Annotated in this window: 18 protein-coding genes; 10 read left to right on the top strand and 8 right to left on the bottom strand. The window is 66.8% G+C overall.

The window, feature by feature from the left end; translation table 11 throughout:
- Positions 1-213 precede the first annotated feature (213 nt).
- The 4 genes from ACPTTC_RS29970 (at position 214) to cml (ending at position 5,232) form a co-directional block, all read left to right on the top strand.
- On the top strand, positions 214-573 hold the full coding sequence (locus ACPTTC_RS29970) for a hypothetical protein (RefSeq protein WP_423395077.1): 360 nt from the start codon (positions 214-216) through the stop codon (positions 571-573).
- A gap of 535 nt (positions 574-1,108) precedes the next feature.
- Positions 1,109-2,860: a ShlB/FhaC/HecB family hemolysin secretion/activation protein gene (locus ACPTTC_RS29965; protein WP_423395076.1), complete on the top strand. Its 1,752-nt coding sequence runs from the start codon at positions 1,109-1,111 to the stop codon at positions 2,858-2,860.
- A 133-nt stretch (positions 2,861-2,993) separates the two neighbouring features.
- Positions 2,994-3,584 carry a hypothetical protein gene (locus ACPTTC_RS29960; RefSeq protein WP_423395075.1) on the top strand — a complete coding sequence of 197 codons (591 nt, stop codon included), beginning with the start codon at positions 2,994-2,996 and terminating at the stop codon, positions 3,582-3,584.
- A 415-nt stretch (positions 3,585-3,999) separates the two neighbouring features.
- The gene (gene cml / locus ACPTTC_RS29955) at positions 4,000-5,232 is read left to right on the top strand and encodes a CmlA/FloR family chloramphenicol efflux MFS transporter (RefSeq protein WP_423395074.1); all 1,233 of its coding nucleotides are present in this window, start codon (positions 4,000-4,002) and stop codon (positions 5,230-5,232) included.
- Between the two features lie 78 nt (positions 5,233-5,310).
- Here the strand turns inward: cml and ACPTTC_RS29950 are convergent, their stop codons facing one another.
- The 3 genes from ACPTTC_RS29950 to ACPTTC_RS29940 all read right to left on the bottom strand — a co-directional run bounded on the left by ACPTTC_RS29950 (position 5,311) and on the right by ACPTTC_RS29940 (position 9,680).
- Positions 5,311-5,808 (bottom strand): GNAT family N-acetyltransferase, encoded by a 498-nt coding sequence (locus tag ACPTTC_RS29950; RefSeq protein WP_423395073.1) that lies wholly within the window; start codon positions 5,806-5,808, stop codon positions 5,311-5,313.
- A 122-nt stretch (positions 5,809-5,930) separates the two neighbouring features.
- The gene (locus tag ACPTTC_RS29945) at positions 5,931-7,214 is read right to left on the bottom strand and encodes an isoprenylcysteine carboxylmethyltransferase family protein (RefSeq protein WP_423395072.1); all 1,284 of its coding nucleotides are present in this window, start codon (positions 7,212-7,214) and stop codon (positions 5,931-5,933) included.
- 120 nt (positions 7,215-7,334) lie between these two features.
- Positions 7,335-9,680, bottom strand: a complete 2,346-nt coding sequence (locus tag ACPTTC_RS29940; protein ID WP_423395071.1) for a collagen-like triple helix repeat-containing protein — start codon at positions 9,678-9,680, stop codon at positions 7,335-7,337.
- Between the two features lie 358 nt (positions 9,681-10,038).
- Here ACPTTC_RS29940 and ACPTTC_RS29935 point away from each other — a divergent pair, with 358 nt between their 5' ends.
- The gene (locus tag ACPTTC_RS29935) at positions 10,039-10,437 is read left to right on the top strand and encodes a carboxymuconolactone decarboxylase family protein (RefSeq protein WP_423395070.1); all 399 of its coding nucleotides are present in this window, start codon (positions 10,039-10,041) and stop codon (positions 10,435-10,437) included.
- Positions 10,438-10,494: 57 nt separating this feature from the next.
- Here ACPTTC_RS29935 and ACPTTC_RS29930 read toward each other — a convergent pair whose 3' ends face one another.
- Genes ACPTTC_RS29930 through ACPTTC_RS29920 form a run of 3 tightly spaced genes read right to left on the bottom strand, consistent with a single transcriptional unit; the run spans position 10,495 to position 13,959 of the window.
- Positions 10,495-11,478 (bottom strand): alpha/beta fold hydrolase, encoded by a 984-nt coding sequence (locus tag ACPTTC_RS29930; protein ID WP_423395069.1) that lies wholly within the window; start codon positions 11,476-11,478, stop codon positions 10,495-10,497.
- A 7-nt stretch (positions 11,479-11,485) separates the two neighbouring features.
- Complete coding sequence (locus tag ACPTTC_RS29925) at positions 11,486-13,060, bottom strand: flavin-containing monooxygenase (protein WP_423395068.1); 1,575 nt, start codon at positions 13,058-13,060, stop codon at positions 11,486-11,488.
- Positions 13,057-13,959, bottom strand: a complete 903-nt coding sequence (locus tag ACPTTC_RS29920; protein WP_423395067.1) for an SDR family NAD(P)-dependent oxidoreductase — start codon at positions 13,957-13,959, stop codon at positions 13,057-13,059. The genes ACPTTC_RS29925 and ACPTTC_RS29920 overlap by 4 nt, the downstream gene beginning before the upstream one ends.
- A gap of 103 nt (positions 13,960-14,062) precedes the next feature.
- On the opposite strand from ACPTTC_RS29920, the gene ACPTTC_RS29915 reads away from it, so the two are divergent.
- Entirely contained in the window at positions 14,063-14,704 is a 642-nt protein-coding gene (locus tag ACPTTC_RS29915) for a TetR/AcrR family transcriptional regulator (RefSeq protein ID WP_423395066.1), read from the top strand.
- Between the two features lie 315 nt (positions 14,705-15,019).
- Here the strand turns inward: ACPTTC_RS29915 and ACPTTC_RS29910 are convergent, their stop codons facing one another.
- Both ACPTTC_RS29910 and ACPTTC_RS29905 read right to left on the bottom strand, forming a co-directional pair.
- Positions 15,020-15,283 carry a fucose-binding lectin protein gene (locus ACPTTC_RS29910; protein ID WP_175952262.1) on the bottom strand — a complete coding sequence of 88 codons (264 nt, stop codon included), beginning with the start codon at positions 15,281-15,283 and terminating at the stop codon, positions 15,020-15,022.
- A gap of 206 nt (positions 15,284-15,489) precedes the next feature.
- Entirely contained in the window at positions 15,490-16,443 is a 954-nt protein-coding gene (locus ACPTTC_RS29905; protein ID WP_423395065.1) for a LysR family transcriptional regulator, read from the bottom strand.
- Positions 16,444-16,569: 126 nt separating this feature from the next.
- Between ACPTTC_RS29905 and ACPTTC_RS29900 the strand changes: the two genes are divergently transcribed.
- The 4 genes from ACPTTC_RS29900 (at position 16,570) to ACPTTC_RS29885 (ending at position 22,506) form a co-directional block, all read left to right on the top strand.
- Positions 16,570-17,214, top strand: a complete 645-nt coding sequence (locus ACPTTC_RS29900; RefSeq protein WP_423395064.1) for a glutathione S-transferase family protein — start codon at positions 16,570-16,572, stop codon at positions 17,212-17,214.
- 36 nt (positions 17,215-17,250) lie between these two features.
- Positions 17,251-19,344, top strand: coding sequence for a pyridoxamine 5'-phosphate oxidase family protein (locus ACPTTC_RS29895; protein ID WP_423395063.1), 2,094 nt, complete (start codon positions 17,251-17,253; stop codon positions 19,342-19,344).
- Positions 19,345-19,466: 122 nt separating this feature from the next.
- Positions 19,467-19,670 (top strand): DUF2970 domain-containing protein, encoded by a 204-nt coding sequence (locus ACPTTC_RS29890; protein WP_175952258.1) that lies wholly within the window; start codon positions 19,467-19,469, stop codon positions 19,668-19,670.
- A gap of 604 nt (positions 19,671-20,274) precedes the next feature.
- Positions 20,275-22,506, top strand: coding sequence for a TonB-dependent siderophore receptor (locus ACPTTC_RS29885; RefSeq protein ID WP_423395062.1), 2,232 nt, complete (start codon positions 20,275-20,277; stop codon positions 22,504-22,506).
- Positions 22,507-22,536 lie beyond the last annotated feature (30 nt).

Genomic DNA, 22,536 nt, shown 5'->3' with positions numbered 1-22,536 from the left:
ATTGTTTGCGGCGGGGGTTGTGGTGGTTGGCTTCAGGGATACAGTATCTAGATTTGGTGAATTCCTTACACCTTTCGCGCTGCTTGTATTTGTGGGTTTGTCTGCCACTGTCACTTTCGTTACATTTTTAGGGCGTGTCGCACAAAAAAACCGAGAGAACTGACCGACCTGCCCTCCTATTGGGACTGCCTTCATATCGGCAAGGAGTGATGTATGGAAGCTATTATCCGAACGGTATTGGGCCGAATCGACCGTCTACGCAGCAGGTTCAGAACAGCGTCAACCACGACCAAGCAAACCGCAATCTCATGGGGGGAGGGGTCATTGCAGCAGCGGCTGCTGGTGGACTGGGGGTATGCCACAATTGGCGCCGTGACCGGTGGCGGCATGGACGCCGCTGGACAGTATGCGCAATCAGGGACGATCCGGCCTGCTGAGTCTGTGTTTGCCGGAGCGACCGGCGCTGTAAGCGGTCCGATTGGCGCGAATGTAGGATTTGTTAATAACATCCTTTTGGGTGTTGCTGGGGGTGTGGTGAACTCAGCATTCAACAATGCTTACTACGGTGAATAAAACAGCCTTTCGTACTCTGGTGCATTGGGCGGACTTGGTGCGGCCGGTGGATATTTTATTGGGGCTGCTACGACGTTGGGGTTATCCAAAATTCTCAAGCCATTTGTATATGAAAATTTGAATCCAGCCATACCCGCTCTCCTGCAGCCGAGGGTTGCAAATCCAGTTCCGGGGCTCGCCGGCGCTTTGTCGGGAGGGGGCGCAGGTGGAACGTCATATTTTGTACCAGGCAAAGAGGCACCAAAATGAGACTATCAAAAATAGATAAATTAATATTGGATGGGAGCCTGAAAGGCACGTATTTCAGGGTTGTTGGCATTATCATTGTTTATTTTGTAACAAAGTACCTTCCTATGGTAATCAATTGGGGGGGAATTGGAACTTTTCTCCGCTGTCGCCCAAGTAAGCAGAAAATCACGATGGCATAGTGGCGGTATTCGGCTGGGCATTTTGTGTTGCGCTATCTATTGAGATAATTAGATGGGTGGTTGTGGCATTTGGGCGATTCCGATAAGACTTCTGGGTCCGTAATTACATGTTTAGAATAAATGCGAGAACTATTCACTGGGGGAATTCTGCTGCAGCACTGTTGTTTATCGCGACCAGTGTGTCGGCACAAGAGGCTCCGCGCCTGATCGTTCCGGGCAACGACCAGCAGACCCGACAGCAGGAGGAAGCGCGCGAACGCGAGCGGACCGTCTCCGCGCCTGGGGTACGATCGAACGTGACGGCCAGCGCAGGCTATCCAGCGCTGCCATCCGAAACGCCTTGCTTCCGGATTGAGCATTTCGCACTCGACGTGCCCGATGCGCTGCCAGCTTCCGTGAAGTCGCAAGGCGCATCGGCGTTGCCGATGGATCGCTTTGCCTTCGCGCGCGAATGGCTCGACCGCTACACCGGCCAGTGTGTCGGCAAACAGGGGCTCGACTTGCTCGTCAAAGGCCTATCGCAAGTGATTCTGGCGCGCGGGTACGTCACGACGCGCGTGCTGCTGCCCGAACAGGATCTGTCGACCGGCACCCTGAAATTGTCGCTGATCCCCGGCGTGATCCGCCACATCCGCTTCGCCGACGAAAAGCTGCGCGGCACCTGGAAAACAGCCTTTCCGACTCGCGATAGCGACGTGCTGAACCTGCGCGACCTCGAACAAGGCCTCGAGCAGATGAAACGCGTAACGAGCCAGGACGTCTCGATGCAAATCGTTCCCGGCGATCTGCCCGGCGAGAGCGACGTCGTGCTCGACGTGAAGCGCGGCAAGCCGTGGACGGTCGTCGCGTCGATCGACAATTCCGGCACGCGCGCCACCGGCAGGTTGCAAGGCAATCTGTCGGTCGGCATCGACAACCCGCTTGGCCTGAACGACGTGTTCAACATCGGCGTCAGCCAGGATCTCGAACTCGGCGACAAGCGCCTCGGCTCGCATGGCTGGAACGGCTTCTATTCGATCCCGTGGGGCTACTGGACGGCCACGCTGTCCGCCTACACGAATACGTACTACCAGCAGATCGCCGGCGTGAACCAGACGTTCGTCGCGAGCGGCAATTCGAAGACGGTCGATTTGAAGCTGGCCCGTGTGCTGGCACGCAGCCAGAACGACGTGTTCGGTGGATATTTCAGGTTGTCGCGCCGTTTCGGGCAGAGCTTCATCGAAGACACCGAGATTTCGCAGCAGCGCCGCAATAACACGATGATCGAACTCGGCCTGACCGATCGCCACTACTTCGGCGGCGCGCAGTTCGATGGCTCACTTGCATATCGTCAAGGCGTCGGCGGGTTCGGCGCGCAGGATGATGTGTTGGCGGCAGGCGATGGCCAGACCTATCGCTTCAAGATGGCGGTACTCGACGCGAACCTGTCGGTGCCGTTCGCGATCGCACAGCAGCCGTTCCGGTACGTCACGACATTTCACGGCCAGTACACGGGTAACACGCTGCACTACATCGACGATCTGACAATCGGTAGCCGCTACACGGTGCGCGGCTTCGACGGCGAAACGATGCTCGCCGCAGCACGCGGCTTCTACTGGCGCAACGAGCTACAGGCACCGATCGGGCAAACGGGGCAAGCAGTTTATGTGGGACTAGATTATGGCCGCGTATGGGGTCCGCAGCCGATCGCACTCGTCGGGACGCAACTGGCCGGTGCGGTGATCGGCGTGAAGGGCAGCGTCGGCACGCGTTTCGGCGCCTACGCGTACGACCTCTTTGCGGGTACGCCTGTCTACAAGCCGTCCGGGTTTCCGACGGCGCGTGTCACGGTCGGATTCCAGGTGACGGCGCAGTTTTGAGTTGATGAGGTGCGCCTGGATCCTACGATGGATTTTCCCGGCGCTTCCTGGCGTGGCGTCGAGCAGTAGGCAGAAATCGATCACGAGGATCGTCGATTTTATTAGTTGTATTTATCAAATGAGAGAGTGAAAGATGAAAAACAATATTTTTCTGGCGATCCTGGCAGGTTCTACCGTCTTGTTGTCGGCATGCGGTGGGGGCGGTGACGGCGGCGGGAGCAACGCGACGAGTAGCGACAGCGCGGCGGGAACGCCTTCGCCGAACGCACCGGACCCTCAGCCTGTCGCGTTCAAGTGTCCGGACGGCTACAAGTCGATCCAGCTCACCAAGAGTGCCGTTGCGAATGCGACGATGACGCTGGTCACCGACGACGGCATCGCGACGTTGACCTTCAAGACCCCGCCGGATGGTGTGGTTCGCGACGGATTGATTTGCCTGGGCAAACCGGATCCGGTGCCGGCAGGCGTGAACGCGGACTTTGTCTACGAGATCAAGTCCTACGGTGGGTTCGACAACATGTACGACCGTACGCTGACCCTGAACTTCACCTCGAACATCATTCCCAATCCGAGCCCGGCGGTCATCGAAATGGCCGACCTCTCGGGCGGGACCGTCACGTACAAGCCAACCATCATGGGATCGATCATTTCGACCCCGCCGAACTTCAGCCTGGCGGCGGCTGCAAACTTCACCGGCCTGTACGTTGTGCGTCTGAAGCATTAACGCTCGGCGACGCGAGCCGGGGCCGCGAATCCGCCGGGGATGTGCCGATTCGCGACGGCGATCGTGGCGCGGCCAGCCAGGCAGCGTGCGAACCGGATCGGGACTTTGTGGGCCACGTTCCGTTCCATCGGAATGCGCGGCGCCATATCGCACGCGGCGGGCCAGCACGATACGCGAGCTGGCCGACCGGGTCGCAACCACCCGGCCGTGCGTGCACGGCTGGTGCCGTTCTGTCGAACCGACTACACTGCGCAGTCAACGCACACCGCAAGGATTCCTCCATGGGAGCCGGCCCGTCCACGGATCGCTAAGCCGCAACGACCTTCGTCAACCGGTCGTTGCGGCGATCTCCCGTTGTCCCTCGCTGACCAGGCAGATCGCCGCCAGATTCCCTTTTCTGAGCGGATGCCTTGTCATGCCTGAACAATCCACGCCCGTCTGGGCCTATTCGTTGCCGTCGGCGCTGCTGCTGATGGCGCCTTTCGATCTCCTCGCTTCGCTGGCGATGGACGTGTACCTGCCGGTGATCCCGGAGATGCCGTCCGCGCTGGGTACGTCGCCGGCCATCGTCCAGTTGACGCTGAGCGTCTACATGGTCGTCCTCGGGCCGGGCCAGATGATCTTCGGCCCGTTGTCGGACCGCGTCGGCAGACGGCCGGTGGTGCTGGGCGGCGCGCTGTGTTTTGCGGCGGCTTCCCTGGCGCTTGCGATCGCCACCGGCGGCGGCCTGTTCGTCGCACTACGGGCGCTGCAGGCGCTGGGCGCGTCGGCCGCGCTCGTCGCCACGTTCGCGACCGTTCGCGATGTCTACGCCGATCGCCCCGAAGGCCGCATCATCTACAGCCGGTTCGGCGCGATGCTGGCGTGCGTGCCCGCGCTGGGGCCGCTGTTGGGCGCGGCGATCGCGACAGCCTGCGGATGGCGCGCGATCTTCGCGACGCTCGGCCTGCTGGGTCTGCTCGCGTGCGGTCGCGCGTGGCCACGCTGGCACGAAACGAGGCCACGGACGGCGAACCGGCAGCGGCCGTCCGTCGCATCGATGCTCGGCAGCCGGCCTTTTCGAGTTCATACGCTCGCGTTTGCCGCCGCGATGGGGGCGTTCTTCGTGTTCTTCTCCACCGCGCCGCGCGTGCTGGTCGGCGGTGCTGGCTATTCCCGCGAGGCGTTCAGCGTGGCCTTCGCGACCGTCGCGATCGTGATGGTCGTCGTGTCGCGCTTAGCAGGGACGTTCGTGTCGAGGTGGGGCGAGGCAGGCTGCGTTGCGCGAGGGGCGCTCACGATGATGACGGGTGCGATCGTGCTGGCCGTCGGTACGGTCCTGGCGAAGCCGTCGTTCGCGACGTTCGTGATGCCGATGTGGCTGGTTGCGGTCGGTATCGTGCTGATGTCGTCGGTGTCCGCGAACGGTGCGCTGCGCGATTTCGGCGATGCGGCAGGCAAGGCGGTTGCGCTCTACTACGCGGTGCAGGGCGTGATCGTCACCGGCGTGGGCACGCTCGCGACACTGGTCTTCGACGGCGCTACCGCGTGGCCGTTGGCGGCCTGCTGCTTCGGCATGGGCCTCGCGAGCTTCGTCGCGATCAGGGGGCTGGCGCGTACGACTGGTCGCACGGGCGACGGGCGCGACAGCAGTGTCGCGTTCGACTGAGCGCGCGTGCAGCGACGCGTGGCGGTTTCGGGCCGCGCGGCACTCAGCGGAAGTCGCGGGTGCGCGCGGCCGGCGCCGTCAACCGGCCACCGCGCGCTCGTAGAGCGAAGCGATGTAACCGCTGGACAGCGGGCGAAGCGCGACACGTTCAAAGCCGAACGCCTCGTAATACGCACACAGCTTCGCGTTGCGCGGATCGCAATCGAGCCGCAGAAACCTGCGTTGCTGCGCGCGTACCTGATCCGCACACCAGTCGATCACATGGCGTCCGAGCCCGCGGCCGTGGAAGCCGTCACGTACCGACAGCCGGTGCAGATAACCGGCGACGGGCGCCTGCGGCCCCCAGTACGCCTCGTCTTCCCACCTCAGCACGAACATCGCGGCCGCGATGCGGTCCTGCTCGACGATGTGAAGGCTGCCGGCGTCGAGCATCGGTCGAACGTCCTGTTCGGTTCGCGCACGGTGTCCCCATGCCGGGTCGTCGTGCGCGGTCTTGAACGCAACGGCATCGGTCAGGATGCGTGCGGCAATCGCCGCATCATCGATCGTAGCCGGCCGTACCGTGGTGACGCTCATCGTTCGTCTGTCGCACCGTTCTGAAGGGAGCGCGCATTGTGCGCCGGAACCGGCGAAACGTCGATGCGGTAACGCTAACGCAGACGAGGGCGGGGCAGCCGGCCCCGCCGTTTGCCGCCGCGTCAGGCCGGCGCGCGCTGCCCGAATGCCTGCCTGATCCGCGCGAACAGCCCGTGTCGCGCGATCCATTCGGCATACGCGCGATAGTCGGGATCGCGCATCAGGTGGCGCTCTTCCGTCTTCGCCCGGGTGTAGTAGATCAGGTTGACCGCGACGAGCCCCGCGCAGTGCATGAGCCCGACCTGCCAGCCGAGCGGCTCGACGAACGGTACGGACACCATCCAGTACGACAGGTTCTTCGTGATGTACGCCGGATGCTTCGTGAAGCGGTAAGGGCCCGACGTGATGATCCCGCGGTTGGTGAGGTTCGAGAAACGCAGCCCGAACGAGATCGTGCACAGCGCGTAGGTCAGCAGCAGCAGGATGATCACGGTGCCCCAGATCACGCGCAGCGTCGGAGCCGACATCAGCCAGTTGTCCCAGAACATCGAGCCTTCGTAGCGGATGTAGTTGTTCGAGAACAGCGACCAGAACGGCTGGTAGCACATCAGCGCGGCCACCCAGCCGAGCGTCGTCGGCTCGACGGTGCGCACATGGCTGTCGAGGATGCGGAACGTGCACAGGTAGCCGACGGTGCCGAACATCAGGTCCATCGTGAACGACAGGTCGTACATGAACACGAAGGCCGCGATCGTCATCGGCGCGTGCATCGCGTTCGTGAGCGACGCGGTCAGGTGATCGGCGTCCTTCGACAGGTAGACGGTCATCAGCGGCAGGAAGAACGCCTTCACACCCCAGCCGGCCAGCATCTCGCGCACCGGCTTCCAGCTCGCGGGCTGCTCGCGGCGGAACAGGAAGCGGCCCCACAGCAGGTAGGCGTCGTTGGTCTCGCGCTGGTGGCGGTCCATCCACGCGAAGTAGAACGGCGCGGCGACGATCACGTACGGTGCGAGCGAGCGCAGCAGCGACCAGAACGGCAGGTAGAACGCGCCATGGTATTCGGGCAGCAGCCAGTAGATCGCGCCGATGCCCGCATAGATCGACGTCAGCGCGCCGAGCCGCGTCGCGACGCGCGCGATGCCGAGCGGCCGGACCGCCTGCCGCGACAGGCCCGCGCTCGGGCGCAGGTAGACGCGCGAGATGAAGATTTCGTGCAGCGCGATCGTGCCGATGATCGCGAGGCTGGCGATGACCGCGCGCGTGGCTGCATCGAGGGTCGGCTGGCCGCGCGTGATCCACAGCGCGAAGAGCCCGGCGGCAATGCCGAGCAGGCCGGCGCGCAGGGGCGTGGCGGAACGGGGTGGGCGGTCCTGGACCGCGGCGATGCCGTCAAGCGTGGAATTCATGATCGGGTCCTCGTACGGGTGAGGGCCGGCGCCCCCGCTTGGCGGGTGACGCCGGCCGTCGGCCGGGCTTGGTAGGGATGCGCGCCCGGCCATTGGCCTGTGGTTCTGATAGGTAAAGCGTTACTTCTTGTTGCCGCCGCCCAGCAGACCGCCGAGGAGGTTCGTCACCGGCGAGAGCAGGTTGCCGGCGCCGCCCGCGGCACCGCCGTTCGAGCTACCGGTCAGGCCACCCACCACGGTGCCGCCGCCAGCCGGCGTCGTGACCGAGCCGGCCGCACCGCCGGGGCTGGCCGTGCCGGTGGCGCCCGCGGCGCCGGCCGGCGTCGTCAGCGCACCCGTCACCGTGCCGACCGGGCCGCTCGACAGCAGGCCGCCGAGCGTGCCCGTCACGTTGCCGCCGGGCGTCGTGACCGTGCCGGTGAGGCTGGCGCCGAGCGGCGTCAGCGAGTTGACGAGGTTGGTGACCGGCGCCAGCAGGCCGCCGATACCCGCGCCACCGGTGCCGCTGGTGCCGCCGGTGCCACTCGTTCCGCCGGTACCGCTCGTGCCGCTCGAACCGAGGCCGCCGAGCGCACCGGTCAGCGAGCCGAGCAGGCCCGTGACCGGTCCGAGCGGGCCGCCGCTGCTCGTGCCGCTGGTGCCGCCCGAACCGCTCGAGCTGCCGCCGCCCAGGCCGCCTGTCAGCGTGCCGAGCAGGCCCGTGATCGGGGCGAGCGGGTTGCTGCCGCCCGTGCCGCTGCTGGAACTGCCCGCGTTGTTGTCGTGGACGAGACCGCCGGTGGACGTCACGGTGTTGCCGAGCTGTGCCACGACGCCGCCGAGACCGGCGCCGACCGGGTTGTCGGTTGCGCCGCCGACCTTCGTGCCGGCGCTTGCGAGGCCGTTGCCGAGCGCGCTCAGCAGGCCGTTGAGCGGCGTGCCGAGCAGCGTCACGCCGCCGAGCGTCTGCGTGGCGCCCGGCGTCGTGACACCGCCGGTCAGCGTGTTCGTGATCGGGTTGATCACCTTGCCGACCTGCGTCTCGAGCTGCTGGACCGGCGAGCTGTTCAGCGCCGTGTTGAGGCCCGACGCGGTCGAATTGACGGCACCGCCGACGGTGTTGACGAGATCGCCGACGAGCGTCGTGACCGGCGACAGCGGCGACAGCGGGCCGGAGCCGAGGCTCTTCACCGCGTTGCCGAGGTTGTTGACCGCGCCGCCGGTGCCGGTCAGCAGGCCGGTGGTCGACGTCAGCGTCGGTCCGAGCGGGTTGGCCGACACGCCGATCGAGCCGAGGCCGGCCGCGACGCCATTGCCGAGCGCCTGCACGCCGTTGCCGAGGCTCGTGACCGCGTTGCCGACGCTGGTGGCCGTCGTCGGATTCGTGCCCGGGATCTGCACGCCGCCGATCTGGCCGCCGCCGTTCGCGACCGTCGTGCCGACTGCCGTCACGAGGTTGCCGGATTTCTGGAGGACATTGCCGAGAGGGGTGACGCCGGTGCCCGACGTACCGGAAGTGCCTGACGTGCCCGAGGTACCGGAAGTGCCCGACGTACCGGAGGTGCCCGACGTGCCGGAGGTGCCTGACGTACCGGAGGTGCCCGACGTACCGGAGGTGCCTGACGTACCGGAGGTGCCCGACGTACCGGAGGTGCCCGAGGTGCCGGAAGTGCCCGACGTACCGGAGGTGCCCGACGTGCCGGAGGTGCCCGACGTACCGGAGGTGCCCGACGTGCCGGAGGTGCCCGACGTACCGGAAGTACCCGACGTACCGGAGGTGCCGGAGGTACCGGAAGTGCCTGACGTACCCGACGTACCCGACGTACCCGACGTACCCGACGTGCCGGAAGTGCCGGAAGTGCCGGAAGTGCCCGAGGTACCGGAAGTACCCGAAGTACCCGACGTACCGGAGGTGCCAGACGTGCCGGAAGTGCCGGAAGTGCCCGACGTGCCCGACGTGCCCGACGTGCCCGATGTGCCCGATGTGCCCGATGTGCCCGATGTGCCGGAAGTACCGGAAGTACCGGAAGTACCGGAAGTACCGGAAGTACCGGAAGTACCGGAAGTACCGGAAGTACCGGAAGTACCGGAAGTACCGGAAGTGCCCGACGTACCGGAGGTGCCCGACGTACCGGAAGTGCCCGACGTACCGGAAGTGCCCGACGTACCGGAGGTGCCCGACGTACCGGAAGTGCCCGACGTGCCGGACGTTCCCGACGTACCGGAGGTACCGGACGTACCCGAAGTACCCGAAGTACCCGAAGTACCCGACGTACCCGACGTACCCGACGTCCCGGAAGATCCCGAGGTCCCCGAAGAACCGGATGTACCGGAAGAACCCGAAGTCCCCGAGCTGCCGCCCGTCCCTGACGTGCTCGGCTTGATCGTCGGCGGCGTCGTCGGTCCATCGACCGAGCCGCAACCATAGAGTGCGAGCAGCGACGAGACGGCCATCGTTACCGTCGTCTTCTTGAAGAGTTTGTGCATGTTGGCCTCGACATTGGAAGTGTGTCCAAGCCTCCTCTGCAAATTTCGCGCCATGACAGTTGTCCCGAAACGGTGTCGCGCTTTATTGCAGGAATCGAGAATATCGGCGCGATTTAAACGGGGTTGCGGCGGTTTCGCGCGGCGGGCACGCAGGGTGCGCCGCCGCGGCGGTTGCGATGTTCCCGCAAGCCGCCGTAACGCGCGGCGCGATGTTACGTAGCGTTCGATATCGCGTGACGCGGGCGGCCGTGAACCGAGGGCCGCATCTTTGACGAAACGCGCCGGCCCGATGAACATGACGCGACTCCCCGGCTGCCGACGCCGCCGCAGCCGCCACGACCCCACCGAGGACACGGACATGAGCGAACAGGACAGGGAATACGGCAAGGCGCGACGCATCGACGTGATGGGCGAGGCGTTCGTCGAGCGCGCGATGCGCGACCTCGTCGGTTTTTCGCGCCCGCTGCAGGACTGGCTCAACGAGCACGCGTGGGGCAGCACGTGGCAGCGGGGCGGGATCGACCTGAAGACGCGCAGCCTGTGCACGTGCGCGATGCTGGCGGCGCTTGGCCGCAGCACGGAACTGAAGGGTCACATTCGCGGCGCGCTCAACAACGGCGCGAGCCTCGTCGAAATCCGCGAGGTGTTGCTGCACAGCGCGCTGTACGCGGGCGCACCGGCTGCGGTCGAGGCGTTCCGCAGCGCACGGGAAGTGATATCGGATCTCGGGCTGCAGGTGCCCGACGACGAAGCCTGATTCCGCGCCGGCGACGGCGGCACGGTGCGGATTCAGGCCAGGTGACGCGCTCGCGGCTTACGCGATGCGTGTCGTCGGCGCGGCAGTCTCGGCCGGTGCGGCGGCGACTTCGAGCAGCCAGTCGGCCGTTGCTTCCGGCATCGTGACCGGCAGCATGTGCCCGCCCTCGACGACCTTCAGCCGTATGCGCGCCGATTTTTTCGCGAGCGCTTCGCCGTGCTCGCGCCAGTTCAGGATCGGATCGGCGCGGCCGTACAGCACGTCGACCGGCAGCGCGAGGTCCGGGTAGCGGCGCTCCATCGCGGGCAGGTCGAGCGGGGCCGACAGCAGGTCGGTCGCGGTCGCGTAGAACACGTGCGGGCGCATCCCGAGCAGTCCACCCCCCTTCACCGGAAAGTCGCGCGGCACATCTTCCGGCGCGAACACCTGGCGCACCGCCTTGCGGCCGGTCAGGATCGTCAGCGGAATCGCGAAGGTCCACGACACGAAGCGGCGCACCAGCGGCGAGGGCAGCATCAGCGGCTTGAACGGCGCCGGCGGCTCGCTTTGCTCGTGCGACAGCGGCGCGATCAGCGCGAGCCGGCTCACGCGGTCCGCATGATTGAGGCCGACCGCGAGCGCGATCGCGCCGCCGAGCGAATGGCCGACGAGCACCGGCTTGTCGAGCTGCAGCGCATCGATGAACGCGGCGACTGTGCGGGCCTGCGCGAACACGTTCGCCTGCGAGCCCGCGCCGCGGAGCGAGCGGCCGGCGCCCGGACGGTCGATGAGGATCACGCGATGCTGCTGCGCGAGCCGCGCGAGCGGCAGGTACGCGAAATTGCGCAGTTGTCCCGCGAGCCCGTGGACGAACACGAGCGGCGGGCCGTTGCCGTATTCGACGTAGTGGATGCGGTCGCCGCCGATATCGACGAAGCGGCCTTCGGGCGGAAACGCGCGCGTCACGCGGCGGCCCACGTAACCGGTAAACAGCGCGAGCGCGGCGAGCACCGCGACGACGCCGAGCAGCACGTTCTGAATCAGATGGAGCGTAGGGGTCATGTCGGCCTCAACGGGTTTCGAGTGCGGGTTCGGCAACCGGCGTCGTGGCGGCCGGGCCGGCTTTCGCGCGGCGTTCGAACCGCATCGCCGAATCGGCGAGTCCGCTGAACTTCAGCGATGCGAGATCGAGCACGTAGTTCTGGTGGAACTTCCACGGCTTGCCATGCCCCTGTTTCGGCAGGATGCCGGCCGCGCGCTGGATGTAGCCCGAGCTCAGGTTGACGGCCGGCACGTTGCCGAGATCGCCGGGGCCGAGCCGCGGCACGCAAGTGTCGTAACCGTTCGCGCGCATGTGGTTGAGCAGCCGGCACACGTAGCGCGCGATCAGCTCGGCCTTCAGCGTCCACGACGCATTCGTGTAGCCGAACGATGACGCAAGGTTCGGCACGTCGCTGTACATCATCCCCTTGTACGACACGGTATCCGGCAGGTTGACCGCGCGGCCGTCGACGGTGACGCGCGCGCCGCCGAGCATCTTCACCTTCAGCCCGGTCGCGGTGACGATCACGTCCGCGTCGAGCTGCTGGCCGCTTTTCAGCTTGAGGCCGGTCGGCGTGAAGCGCTCGATCTCGTCGGTGACGATCGACGCGCGGCCCGCGCGGATCGACTTGAACAGGTCGCCGTTCGGCACGAGGCACACGCGCTGGTCCCACGGCATGTAGCGCGGCGTCAGGTGCTTCGCGACGTCGAAGCCGGGGCCGACCTGCTTGCTGGCCGCGCGGATGATGAACTGCTTCGTCCGGTCGGGTTTGCGGCGCGACACGTTGTACAGGTACATCGTCAGCAGCACGTTCTTCACGCGCACGAGCCGGTGGGCGAGCCGCGACGGCAGCACGCGGCGCAGCGCGTTCGCGATCCTGTCGCGGGCGGGCAGCGACACGATGTAGGTCGGCGAGCGCTGCAGCATCGTCACGTGCTGCGCATCGGCCGCCATCGACGGCACGAGCGTGACGGCCGTCGCGCCGCTGCCGATCACGACCACGCGCCGGTTCGCGTACGACAGGTCCTTCGGCCAGTGTTGCGGATGCACGAGCGTGCCCTCGAACGTGTCCATGCCGGCCCAGTCGGGCAGGTAGCCGGCGTCGTAGTCGTAGTACCCGCTGCACATGAACAGGAAGCGGCAGGTGTACACGAGCGTGTCGGTCGCGCCGTTCCGCGTGCGCTCGATGCGTACCGTCCAGCGCGCGCGGTTCGAGTCCCAGTCGGCCGCGACCACTTTCTGGCCGTAGCGGATCGTCTTGTCGATGCCGTACGCGCGTGCAGTGTCGCGGATGTAGTCGAGGATCGTCTGGCCGTCCGAGATCGCCTTGTCGCTGTGCCACGGGCGGAAGCTGTAGCCGAGCGTGAACATGTCGGAATCCGAACGGACGCCCGGATAGCGGAACAGGTCCCAGGTGCCGCCGATCGCGTCGCGCGCCTCGACGATGGCCACGCTGGCATACGGGCAGCGCTGCTTCAGGTGATAGGCCGCGCCGATGCCGGACAGGCCGGCGCCGACGATCAGCACGTCGAGGTCGTCACTGTCGCCGCGGGCGTCGGGGGCGGGCGGCGCGTCGCGCCGGTCGGTCGTCGTCGAGGTCATGCGGGATCCTTGGTCGGCGTGGTCGGGAGCGCGGCCGGGGCGTGCGCGCGTTCGAGGTTGCGGGCGCGGGCGCGGCGCACGTGGCGCAGCATCAGCCACTGGTAACCGGCGCCGAGCAGTCGCGCGATCCGGTCGAGCCGGCGCGCGTCGGCGCCGACGAGCACGCGGCGCGCATTGCGCTCGACACCCGCGAGGATCTGCCGTGCTGCATCGTCGGCGGTCGTCGCGTTGATCAGGCGGTTCGCCTGGCGGCGATGGGTCGCTTCGTCCTGGCCCGTGAGCGCGTGGATGCTGGTATCGACGCGGCCCGCATCGACGATGTTCGTCGCGACGCCGCCCGGATGCACGCAGGTCGCGCTCACCGGCGCGCCGTCGAGTTCGAGCTCCATCCGCAGCGCCTCGGTGAAGCCGCGCACCGCGAACTTGGTCGCGTTGTACGCGCTTTGGGTGGGCATCGCGACGAGGCCGAACAGGCTCGACGTGTTGACGACGTGCCCGTCGCCCGACGCGCGCAGATGCGGCAGGAATGCCTGGGTGCCGTGCACGACGCCCCAGAAGTTGATGCCGACGATCCATTCGAGATCGGCGATGCGCGCGGTCTCGGCGCTGGCGGCCAGCGACACGCCCGCGTTGTTGAAGACCAGGTTGACCTTGCCGTGCTCGGCGCGCACGAAATCGGCCCACGCGAACACCGCATCGCGGTCGGACACGTCGAGCCGCCGCGTGCTCACACGCACGCCGTGCCGCGCGCAGGCGGCCACGGTGCCGGCGAGGCCGGTTTCGTTGACGTCGGCGAGCGCAACCTCGCAGCCGCGCCGCGCGAGCTCGACCGCGAGGCTGCGGCCCATGCCTGAACCGGCGCCCGTGATCGCGGCGACCTTGCCGGAAAACCCGTTCATCCGTTGCTCCTCCCGTTCCGCTTGCACTGCGCCGATGGCGCGTCTAATGTGGTGTTGTTCGTCACCACTTTAGTTTTCGGGTGTCCTGATGTCAAATAGCGGAATGGAGAAAGCACTCGAAACAAAAAAAAGGGGCCGGTCGTATGGCGGCGTGGCGCCCGAGGTGCGGGCCGCGGAGCGGCGCGACGCACTGATCCGCGCGGCGACGCGCGTGTTCGGCACGGTCGGGTTCCGCAAGGCGACCGTGCGGTCGATTTGCCAGGAAGCGAAGCTGAACGATCGCTATTTCTATGCGGCGTTCGACAGCACCGAGGATTTGCTGCGCTGCACCTACCTGCATCACGCGCAGCAGTTGCACGATGCGGTCGCGCGCGCGGTGGCCGAGCGCGGCGGCGATCTGCACGAGAGCGTCGAGGCGGGGCTCGCCGCGTTCTTCGCGTTCCTGCGCGACCCGTGCGCGGCCCGCGTGCTGCTGCTCGAGGTGATGGGCGTGAGCGCGGACACCGACATGACCTACCAGCGCATGCTGATCGACTTCGGCAAGCTGATCATGGCGATCGGCGCGCCGCGCGAAGCGGCGACGCCCGCGGAGCGCACCGAACAACGGCTGGTCGGGCTCGCGCTCGTCGGCGCGATGACGAACGTCGGCGCGGCGTGGCTGCTCACCGAGTATCGCGATCCCGAGGCGCAGATGGTCGCGAGTTGCAGGAAGGTGCTGCTGGGGACGCTGCGGGAGATCGGCTGACCGGATGGCATCGCGCCGCGCGTGTTCTTCCCCGGCAATTGCAGGCTGAAAATGAAAATACAACGATAACCGCACGGCGCACGGGCGCCGTGTCGTATTTTCGTGAGAGTTAGTCGTCTTTTTAATAAATAAAAGGCGATCTATTTTTTTGGTGGCGAATGAATGTCAGGAAGTCGTCATTGTTTTCGATTTCTGGCTTATATGTCGATCAATTGACGAAAGCCATATGGAGCGAATTAAAAAACGGCGCAATGAAAACCGGCTTGCATTGCGCCGATCGTGGCGCGAAACCCTTCGCGCCCCAGGCACGTTTGATCAGGAGCCCGTGTAGGCGCCGCGGGTCCAGCCGTCGCCGTCCCAGCAATACTCGGTCGTCGTGCCGCCGCTCGTCGCGTACACGCGGATGTGGATGGCGCTCCCCTCCAGCCAGCACGTGGCGGACACGTTGTCGCCGGCCTGGTTGAACGCGCCCGTGTACCAATTCTTCCCGTCGTAGCAGCGCTCGGTGATCTTGTTGCCGTTGGCCGTGTAGACACGAATCGACGGCGTGGTTCCCCATGAAATCGCAGCGGTTTGCATTTCCCGACTCCTTTTTATTGAATAAAGGTGGAAATTGAATAATTTAGGTAAACGCGAATTGGCGTATTACCGGGAATAAGCTTAGTGGAAAATATGGAAAGCGCGGCGTGATTTTTATGAAAATTAAAGGGGTGTATTCGTCCCGAACGGGAAAGCCCGGTGAAAGGAGATTGGAGGCGGGGCAAAAAACGCGCGGAGCGCCGGATTCAGCCTGTCGCGCGTGTCGATCGTGTCGGGTGTGCCGGCGCCGCCGGCGGTGTATTGCCGATCCTTCCCTTCATCGCATCGACGAACGCCCGCACCTTCGGCGAAGGCAGCCGCGTAGACGGATACACCGCATGAATCCCGGCCGGCGCCGAGCGCCACGCGGGCAGCAGTCGCACGAGCCGGCCGGCCGCGACGTCGTCGGCGGTCGAGAAATCCGTCAGCAACCCGAAGCCGCCGCCCGCGAGCACGATCGCGCGGCACGCGGTGGCGGTGTTCGACACGACCTGCGCGGCACAGCGCACGGAAGCGGCGCCGCCGTTCGTGTCTTCGAGTTCGACGGTATGCGGGCGCGGCAGCGTCGACAGCATCACGAACGGCAGTGCGGCGAGCGCATCCGGATCGTGCGGCCGCCCGTGGCGCGCGACGAACGCGGGGCTCGCGACCAGCCATTTCTCGTACGTGCCGAGCTGCACCGCGCGATAGTTCGAATCGGCGAGGCGGCCGATGCGGATCGCGACGTCGAGGTTGTCCGCGACGAGATCGACCACGCGGTCGTTCGCGACGAGTTCGACGTCGAGCCCCGGATGCCGGTCGCGCAAGGCGACGACGGCAGGCGCGACAACCAGCGCGCCGTAGTCGATCGGCACGCTCACGCGCAGCGTGCCGCGCAGCGGCCCCGCGTCGGACGACACCGCGTCGAGCGCGCTTTCGGCGGCGCGCACGATGTCGCGGCATGCGTCGTAGAACGCCCGCCCCGCGTCGGTCACGCTCAGCCGCCGCGTCGTGCGCACCAGCAGGTTCGCGCCCACCTCGGATTCGAGGCGCTGCATGTGCGTGCTGACGACCGTCTTCGCCAGGCCGAGCCGCTCGGCAGCGGCTGTCAGCGAGCCGGCGTCGACCACCGCGACGAAGATCGCCAGCCGGTTCAGGTTCACGTCGCGCAGATCGGCCATCGTCGATTGTCCTATGAAAAAGGATAATGTTTCCACGATTATCCGTCTTCTGGCGATGAACGGCGAGCGCTACGCTGCAGTTGTTCGTCGCCGATCCCCGGCGGCGCGAGATTCCGGAGTGCTTCCATGTCTGCTGCCCGCCAGCCCGCCTCGCCGATTCGCGTCTATTCGTTCCTGCTGTCCGGGCACGCCCATCGCGTCCGGTTGTTCCTGTCGCTGCTCGGCCTGCCGTCCGAGACGGTCGAAGTCGATCTCGCGGCCGGCGCGCAGCGCGAACCGGCGTTCCTCGCGGTCAATCCGCTCGGGCAGGTGCCCGTGATCGACGATGGCGGCACGGTGATCGCCGATTCGAATGCGATTCTCGTCTACCTCGCGAAGCGCTATGGCGACGCGCACTGGTTGCCTGACGACCCGGCCGGCGCGGCAGTCGTGCAGCGCTGGCTGTCGTATGCGGCCGGGCCGATCGCATCGGGGCCGGCCGCCGCGCGGCTCGTGACCGTGTTCGGCGCGAAGCTCGACCACGAGGCCGCCAAGCGCACGGCCGCGAAGGTGCTCGACGTGATCGACCGCGAACTGGCCGGCAAGCCGTTCGCGGCCGGCGCGCAGCCGACGATCGCCGATATCGCCGCGTATTCGTACATCGCGCACGCGCCGGAGGGCGGCGTGACGCTCGAGCCGTATCCGCACGTGCGTGCGTGGCTGGCGCGCATCGAGGCGCTGCCGGGCTTCGTCGCCATGCCGACGACGCGCGCTGGCCTGCTCGCCGCGTAATGCCCACCCAAGCCGGGCCTGAACAGGGAGAACGTGATGAACACCCCGACCGCCGTCGTACCGGGCTGGGAACTCGATGCCGCGCCGTTTCACGCGGGCGAGCTCGCCGTGCAGCAGCGCGCGGGCGTGACGGAGGCTGCCGGTTCGGCCGGCCGGCGCGGGATCCGGCGTTTCATGCCGGATCAGCACCGGACGTTTTTCGCGCAGTTGCCGTTCTTCGTGCTCGGCGGCGTCGACGCGAACGGTCAGCCGTGGGCGACGCTGCGGGCCGGCGCGCCGGGGTTCGTGACGTCGCCCGACGCGCGCACGCTGCGGATCGCGGCGCGCGCGCTGCCGGGCGATCCGCTGGCCGGCGCGTGGCAGCCGGGCGTGCCGCTGGGCGGGCTCGGCATCGAATTCGCTACGCGGCGGCGCAATCGCGTCAACGGCGTCGTGCGCGCGGTCGACGGCGATGCGTTGACGATCGCGGTCGAGCAGAGCTTCGGCAACTGCGCGAAGTACATCCAGGGCCGCAAGCCGACGTTCGTCGCACGGGAAGTCGATACGTCCGCCGGGCCCCGCGTGTCGGACGCGCTGAACGATGCGGATCGCGCGCTGCTGGCGCAGGCCGATACATTTTTCGTCGCGAGCGCGAACATGTCGGCGGACGCGGGCGCCGCGCGCGGCGCGGACGTGTCGCATCGCGGCGGGATGCCGGGCTTCGTGCGCGTCGACGATGCGCGCACGCTGACGACGCCGGATTTCAGCGGCAATCGCTTTTTCAACACGCTCGGCAACCTGCAGCACGATCCGCGTGCCGGGCTGCTGTTCGTCGATTTCGACAACGGCGACCTGCTGTATGTCGCCGCGCATGCCGAGATCGTGTGGGATGGGCCGCTCGTTGCGTCGTTCGACGGCGCGCAGCGGGTCGTGCGGTTCCATGTCCGGGAAGTGCGGCGCATGCGCGCAGTGCTGCCGTTCCGGTGGTCGGCGGTCGAGCGTGCGCCGCAGTTCGCCGCGCTGGCGGCGGGCGCGGGCGCAAGCGCAGCTGCGGGGGCGGGGGTGGTGTCGTCCACATCCGCTCCTGCATCGGCAACGGCATCGGCATCGGCGAGTGCATCGTCACCCGCATGGCGGCCGCTGCGCATCGCGAAGATCGTCGACGAAGCGCGTGCGATCCGTTCGTTCCATTTCGAACCGGCGGACGGCGGCGCGTTGCCTGCCTATGAAGCCGGGCAGCACCTGGCGCTGCGCGTCGCGCTGCCGGGCGGCGATGCGCCGGTGATTCGCAGCTATACACTCTCCGATGCACCGGGCGGTGCGCACTACCGGATCACCGTGAAGCGCGAAGGGCGCGTATCGGCGTGGCTGCACGATCACGCGCAGGCGGGCATGACGCTCGACGCGCAGATGCCGCGCGGCCGCTTCTCGTTCGATCTCGCGAGCCCGCGCCCGGCCGTGTTCGTGTCGGCCGGTATCGGCATCACGCCGATGATCGCGATGCTGCGCCGCGCGCTGGCCGACGATCAACCGTCGCGCCGCGTGGTGTTCGTACACGGTGCGCGCGAGCCGGACGATCGACCGTTCGCCGAGGCGCTGGCACGCGTCGCAGCCGTCGATGGACGATTGTCGCTCCACTGGTTCGACAGTCATCCTCACGAAGGCTCGGCGGCACATGCCGGCCGCATCGACATCGCCCAACTGAAGCGGATCCTTTGGTTCGACGATTACGACTTCTACCTCTGCGGACCGTCGGCGTTCATGCGCGACTTGTACGACGGACTGCGCGCGCTGAACGTGCCCGACGAACGCATCCGTTTCGAGGCATTCGGGCCGTCGAGCGTGGCACGCAGCGCGACCCGCGCGTCTGCAACGCCCGCGGTGGCGAGCGTGCCGGTCGTATTCCGGCGCACGGGCCGCGAAGCCGCGTGGACGCCCGCCGGCGGCACCTTGCTCGAATTCGCGGAGGGGCAGCGCGTGGACGTGCCGTCCGAATGCCGCTCCGGGTCGTGCGGCACATGCGCGACGCGCGTGCTGTCCGGGGCGGTCGACTACGAGCAGGCCCCCGATGCGCCGGTTGAACCCGGTTGCGCGCTGCTGTGCATCGCGCGGCCCGCACAAGGGACGGAACCGCTCGTGCTCGACCGCTGACGCACCCTGCGACATGCCGCCGCAGACGGCCTGCTGCGCGAAAAGCGCGCACAACTGCTTCTTTTTTGGGATGCCGGTCGGATCGACGATAGCGTCAACCGATAGATGAAAGGAGCGCAATCATGAAACTGCTCGGCATGATCCGACTGGTCCTGTGGAGTTTCTTCGGCGTACGCAACAGCAAGGCGCACGCGACGGATCTCGCGAACGCGAACTTCACGCTGCTGCCGTTCGTGGCGATCCTCCTCGCGCTGCTCGTTGGCGCGGTCATCTATGGCGTCGTGCACCTGGTCGTCGATCCGACGGTGACGATGCAGGGGTTCTGAGCGGCCGGCCGCCGATTCGCGAGCGGGCAAACGCTGCCGCTCCGAATAGCGGCCGCATGACCGGCACGCCACTGCGCCGGTTTTCGAGACTGCCGCGCACGACGCCAGTCACGCGCACATCGGCGCCGTCGTCGCGCCGCACGAATCGCGCTTTCCCGATTTCCGCGTTCGCCGCCTCCCGTTTCGCCCGATTCCAGGGCGGCCGGCCCCGCCCGGGGTAAAATGCGCGCCGCGCCGCGATGTCGCGCGCGACGGGCACGCCGCCGTTCCATCGAACGGTGCGCGCAAGTGCGTCGCACCCGCACCGAGGCGTTCGAAGCGTCCCTCCGCATGACAAGGCCGCGCGATGCAGCCGGCCACCCGACACGCCCCCGACGAACCCGTCGACGGCTGCGTCGGTGCTCGGTGCGTCACCTGAATCCGATGTCCCATCCTGCGTCGTCCCGACCGAGCGGCTCGCCTGCGTGCCGTATCGCCCGGTTCGTCTGATGAATATCGAGCCGACCCATGCGTGCGGCTGAAGGGCTGGGTCCGGTCGTGGGCGCGCTTCGAAGCTTCGTAACAGGTTTCGACAGGTCGAGTGGCGAGTTTTCCATCCAGAACAATGACGGTGAATAGAACAACAGCGTCGCCCGCACGGCGGCGGCGCACGAAGATCGGGCTTGGCGTCGGTCTCGGCATCACGCTTTTCGCGGCGCAGGCCGCCGCGGCGCAGGGCGATGCGTCGGCGCCGGACGCCGAGGCAGCCGGCAGCGCGACGCTGCCGACGATCACGGTGAGCGGCGAGCGCGGCAATGCGCTGCGCGCACGCAACGCATCGGTCGCGGGGCTCGACGACACGCCGCTGCGCGACACGCCGGCGTCAGTGAGCGTCGTCACACGCGCGCAGCTCGACGACCAGCAGGCAAAGCGGTTGAGCGACGTCGTGCGCAACGACGCGTCGGTCGTCAACGACTATGCGCCGGTCGGCTATTTCGAAGGCTTCGCGATCCGCGGCTTTCCGGTCGACCTCGCGAGCGCGATCCGGATCGACGGGCTGACGGTATCCGGCGAGCAGAACGTGCCGCTCGAGAACAAGGAGCGCGTCGAGATCCTGAAGGGGCTCGCCGGCATCGACAGCGGCGTCGTCGCGCCGGGTGGCGTGATCAACTTCGTGACGAAGCGCTCGGCCAATGTCGCGAGCGTGACGGGTGGCGTCGACAGCCGCGGCTCGACGTCGGCGGCCGTCGATCTCGGCCGCCGCTTCGGCCCCGACAACCAGTTCGGCTTCCGGATCAATGCCGCGAAGGAGAACATGCACTCGTACATCGACGGCACGAACGGGCGGCGCACGTTCGGCTCGATTGCCGCCGACTGGGACATCAGCCCGCGTGCGAGCCTGCAGCTCAACGCCGAATTCCAGCAGTGGATCCAGCGTTCCGGGCCCGGCTACCAGTTGCTCGGCGGCACCGTCGTGCCGTCGGTCAACACGACGTCGAAGGCGCTCGGCACGCAGCCGTGGGCGAAACCGGTGACGACCGACGCGCTGAACCTGAACGCGCGCTTCGACTACCAGTTCAACGACGACTGGAAGGCCTACGTCGCCGCCGGCCGCAGCCGCACGATGATCGACGACAACAGCGCGTTCCCGTACGGCTGCTCGTATGCGGCGAGCTGCACGGCCGGTGCGACGTCGCCGTTCTTCTTCGGCGCGAACGGCGACTACGACGTGTACGACTTCCGCAGCCCCGGCGAATATCGTCGCAACGACGATCTGCGCGCGGTCACGACGGGCAAGTTCGCGACGGGCCCGCTGCGACACGAGCTGACGCTCGGCGTGAGCGTGCAGCGCCGCGTCGTGAGCATGGCCGACGCCGTGTATGACCCAGTGGGCAGCGAGAACGTGTACGGGCCCGACGTGACCTTCGAGCCTTCGTCGAATTCGCCGGGGCCATCGTATCCGCACCTCGACGCGTGGCAGTACGGCGTGTTCGGGCTCGACCGCATCAGCCTCGGCGAACACTGGCAGGTGCTCGCGGGCGGCAAGGAAGTGCTGCTGCGCCAGCGCAGCTGGAGCAGCCTCGACGGCGACGCGACGCATACCGACCGCTCGGTGTTCCTGCCGCAGGTCGCGCTCGTCTACAAGCCGGTGAATGTGCTGTCGCTGTATGCGTCGTACAGCAAGGCACTGTCGCTTGGCGATCAGGCGCCTTTGCGCGCGACCAACGCGTATGCGTTCCTGCCGCCGGTCGAATCGCACCAGGTCGAAGTTGGCGCGAAGTACGACTGGCTCGACCGGCTGAGCCTCACGGCCGCCGTGTTTTCGATCAGCAAGCCGTTCCAGTTCGCCGACCCGGATGCATCGGGCACCCGCTACACGTTCGTGCAGCGCGGCACGCAGCGGCACCAGGGGATCGAACTCGGCGCGGCCGGGCGCGTGACTGAGCGCCTCGCGCTGACGGCCAGCGTCGCGGCGATTCGCGCGCGTGCATACGATTCCGGGTCGCCGGCGTACGAAGGACACCAGATCATCAACGTACCGGCGCTGCGCGCGTCGCTGTATGCGGACTATGCGGTGCCCGGCGTCGCGGGGCTGAACGTGCTCGGCGGCGTCGAGTACAGCGCGGCCCGCAACGCGAACGAGGAAGGCACCGCGCGCGTGCCGTCGTGGTTCGTGTTCAATCTCGGCGCGCGCTATACGACGAAGATCGGTGGCCATCGCACGGTGTTGCGCGTGTCGGTGGACAATCTGTTCAACAAGTTCTACTGGCGCGACGCGGGCGAGCAGCAGGGCGATGCGTACCTGTTCCCGGGTGCGCCGCGCACCGCGCGCGTGTCGTTGACCTATGATTTCTGACCGTCCGGAACCGGCCGCGTGACACGCGGC

Source organism: Burkholderia mycopellens, from assembly GCF_964265025.1.
In the GTDB taxonomy this organism is placed as follows: domain Bacteria; phylum Pseudomonadota; class Gammaproteobacteria; order Burkholderiales; family Burkholderiaceae; genus Burkholderia.
This window is presented reverse-complemented; position numbering and strand designations above follow the sequence as displayed.

What these genes read in the sequence shown, in the direction of transcription:
- ACPTTC_RS29940 (WP_423395071.1), bottom strand. Translation starts at nt 9,680, where the DNA reads ATGCACAAACTCTTCAAGAAGACGACGGTAACGATGGCCGTCTCGTCG.
- ACPTTC_RS29900 (WP_423395064.1), top strand. Translation starts at nt 16,570, where the DNA reads ATGTCTGCTGCCCGCCAGCCCGCCTCGCCGATTCGCGTCTATTCGTTC.
- ACPTTC_RS29895 (WP_423395063.1), top strand. Translation starts at nt 17,251, where the DNA reads ATGAACACCCCGACCGCCGTCGTACCGGGCTGGGAACTCGATGCCGCG.
- ACPTTC_RS29970 (WP_423395077.1), top strand. Translation starts at nt 214, where the DNA reads ATGGAAGCTATTATCCGAACGGTATTGGGCCGAATCGACCGTCTACGC.
- ACPTTC_RS29950 (WP_423395073.1), bottom strand. Translation starts at nt 5,808, where the DNA reads ATGAGCGTCACCACGGTACGGCCGGCTACGATCGATGATGCGGCGATT.
- ACPTTC_RS29915 (WP_423395066.1), top strand. Translation starts at nt 14,063, where the DNA reads ATGGAGAAAGCACTCGAAACAAAAAAAAGGGGCCGGTCGTATGGCGGC.
- ACPTTC_RS29910 (WP_175952262.1), bottom strand. Translation starts at nt 15,283, where the DNA reads ATGCAAACCGCTGCGATTTCATGGGGAACCACGCCGTCGATTCGTGTC.
- ACPTTC_RS29885 (WP_423395062.1), top strand. Translation starts at nt 20,275, where the DNA reads ATGACGGTGAATAGAACAACAGCGTCGCCCGCACGGCGGCGGCGCACG.
- ACPTTC_RS29965 (WP_423395076.1), top strand. Translation starts at nt 1,109, where the DNA reads ATGTTTAGAATAAATGCGAGAACTATTCACTGGGGGAATTCTGCTGCA.
- cml (WP_423395074.1), top strand. Translation starts at nt 4,000, where the DNA reads ATGCCTGAACAATCCACGCCCGTCTGGGCCTATTCGTTGCCGTCGGCG.
- ACPTTC_RS29920 (WP_423395067.1), bottom strand. Translation starts at nt 13,959, where the DNA reads ATGAACGGGTTTTCCGGCAAGGTCGCCGCGATCACGGGCGCCGGTTCA.
- ACPTTC_RS29960 (WP_423395075.1), top strand. Translation starts at nt 2,994, where the DNA reads ATGAAAAACAATATTTTTCTGGCGATCCTGGCAGGTTCTACCGTCTTG.
- ACPTTC_RS29935 (WP_423395070.1), top strand. Translation starts at nt 10,039, where the DNA reads ATGAGCGAACAGGACAGGGAATACGGCAAGGCGCGACGCATCGACGTG.
- ACPTTC_RS29925 (WP_423395068.1), bottom strand. Translation starts at nt 13,060, where the DNA reads ATGACCTCGACGACGACCGACCGGCGCGACGCGCCGCCCGCCCCCGAC.
- ACPTTC_RS29945 (WP_423395072.1), bottom strand. Translation starts at nt 7,214, where the DNA reads ATGAATTCCACGCTTGACGGCATCGCCGCGGTCCAGGACCGCCCACCC.
- ACPTTC_RS29930 (WP_423395069.1), bottom strand. Translation starts at nt 11,478, where the DNA reads ATGACCCCTACGCTCCATCTGATTCAGAACGTGCTGCTCGGCGTCGTC.
- ACPTTC_RS29905 (WP_423395065.1), bottom strand. Translation starts at nt 16,443, where the DNA reads ATGGCCGATCTGCGCGACGTGAACCTGAACCGGCTGGCGATCTTCGTC.
- ACPTTC_RS29890 (WP_175952258.1), top strand. Translation starts at nt 19,467, where the DNA reads ATGAAACTGCTCGGCATGATCCGACTGGTCCTGTGGAGTTTCTTCGGC.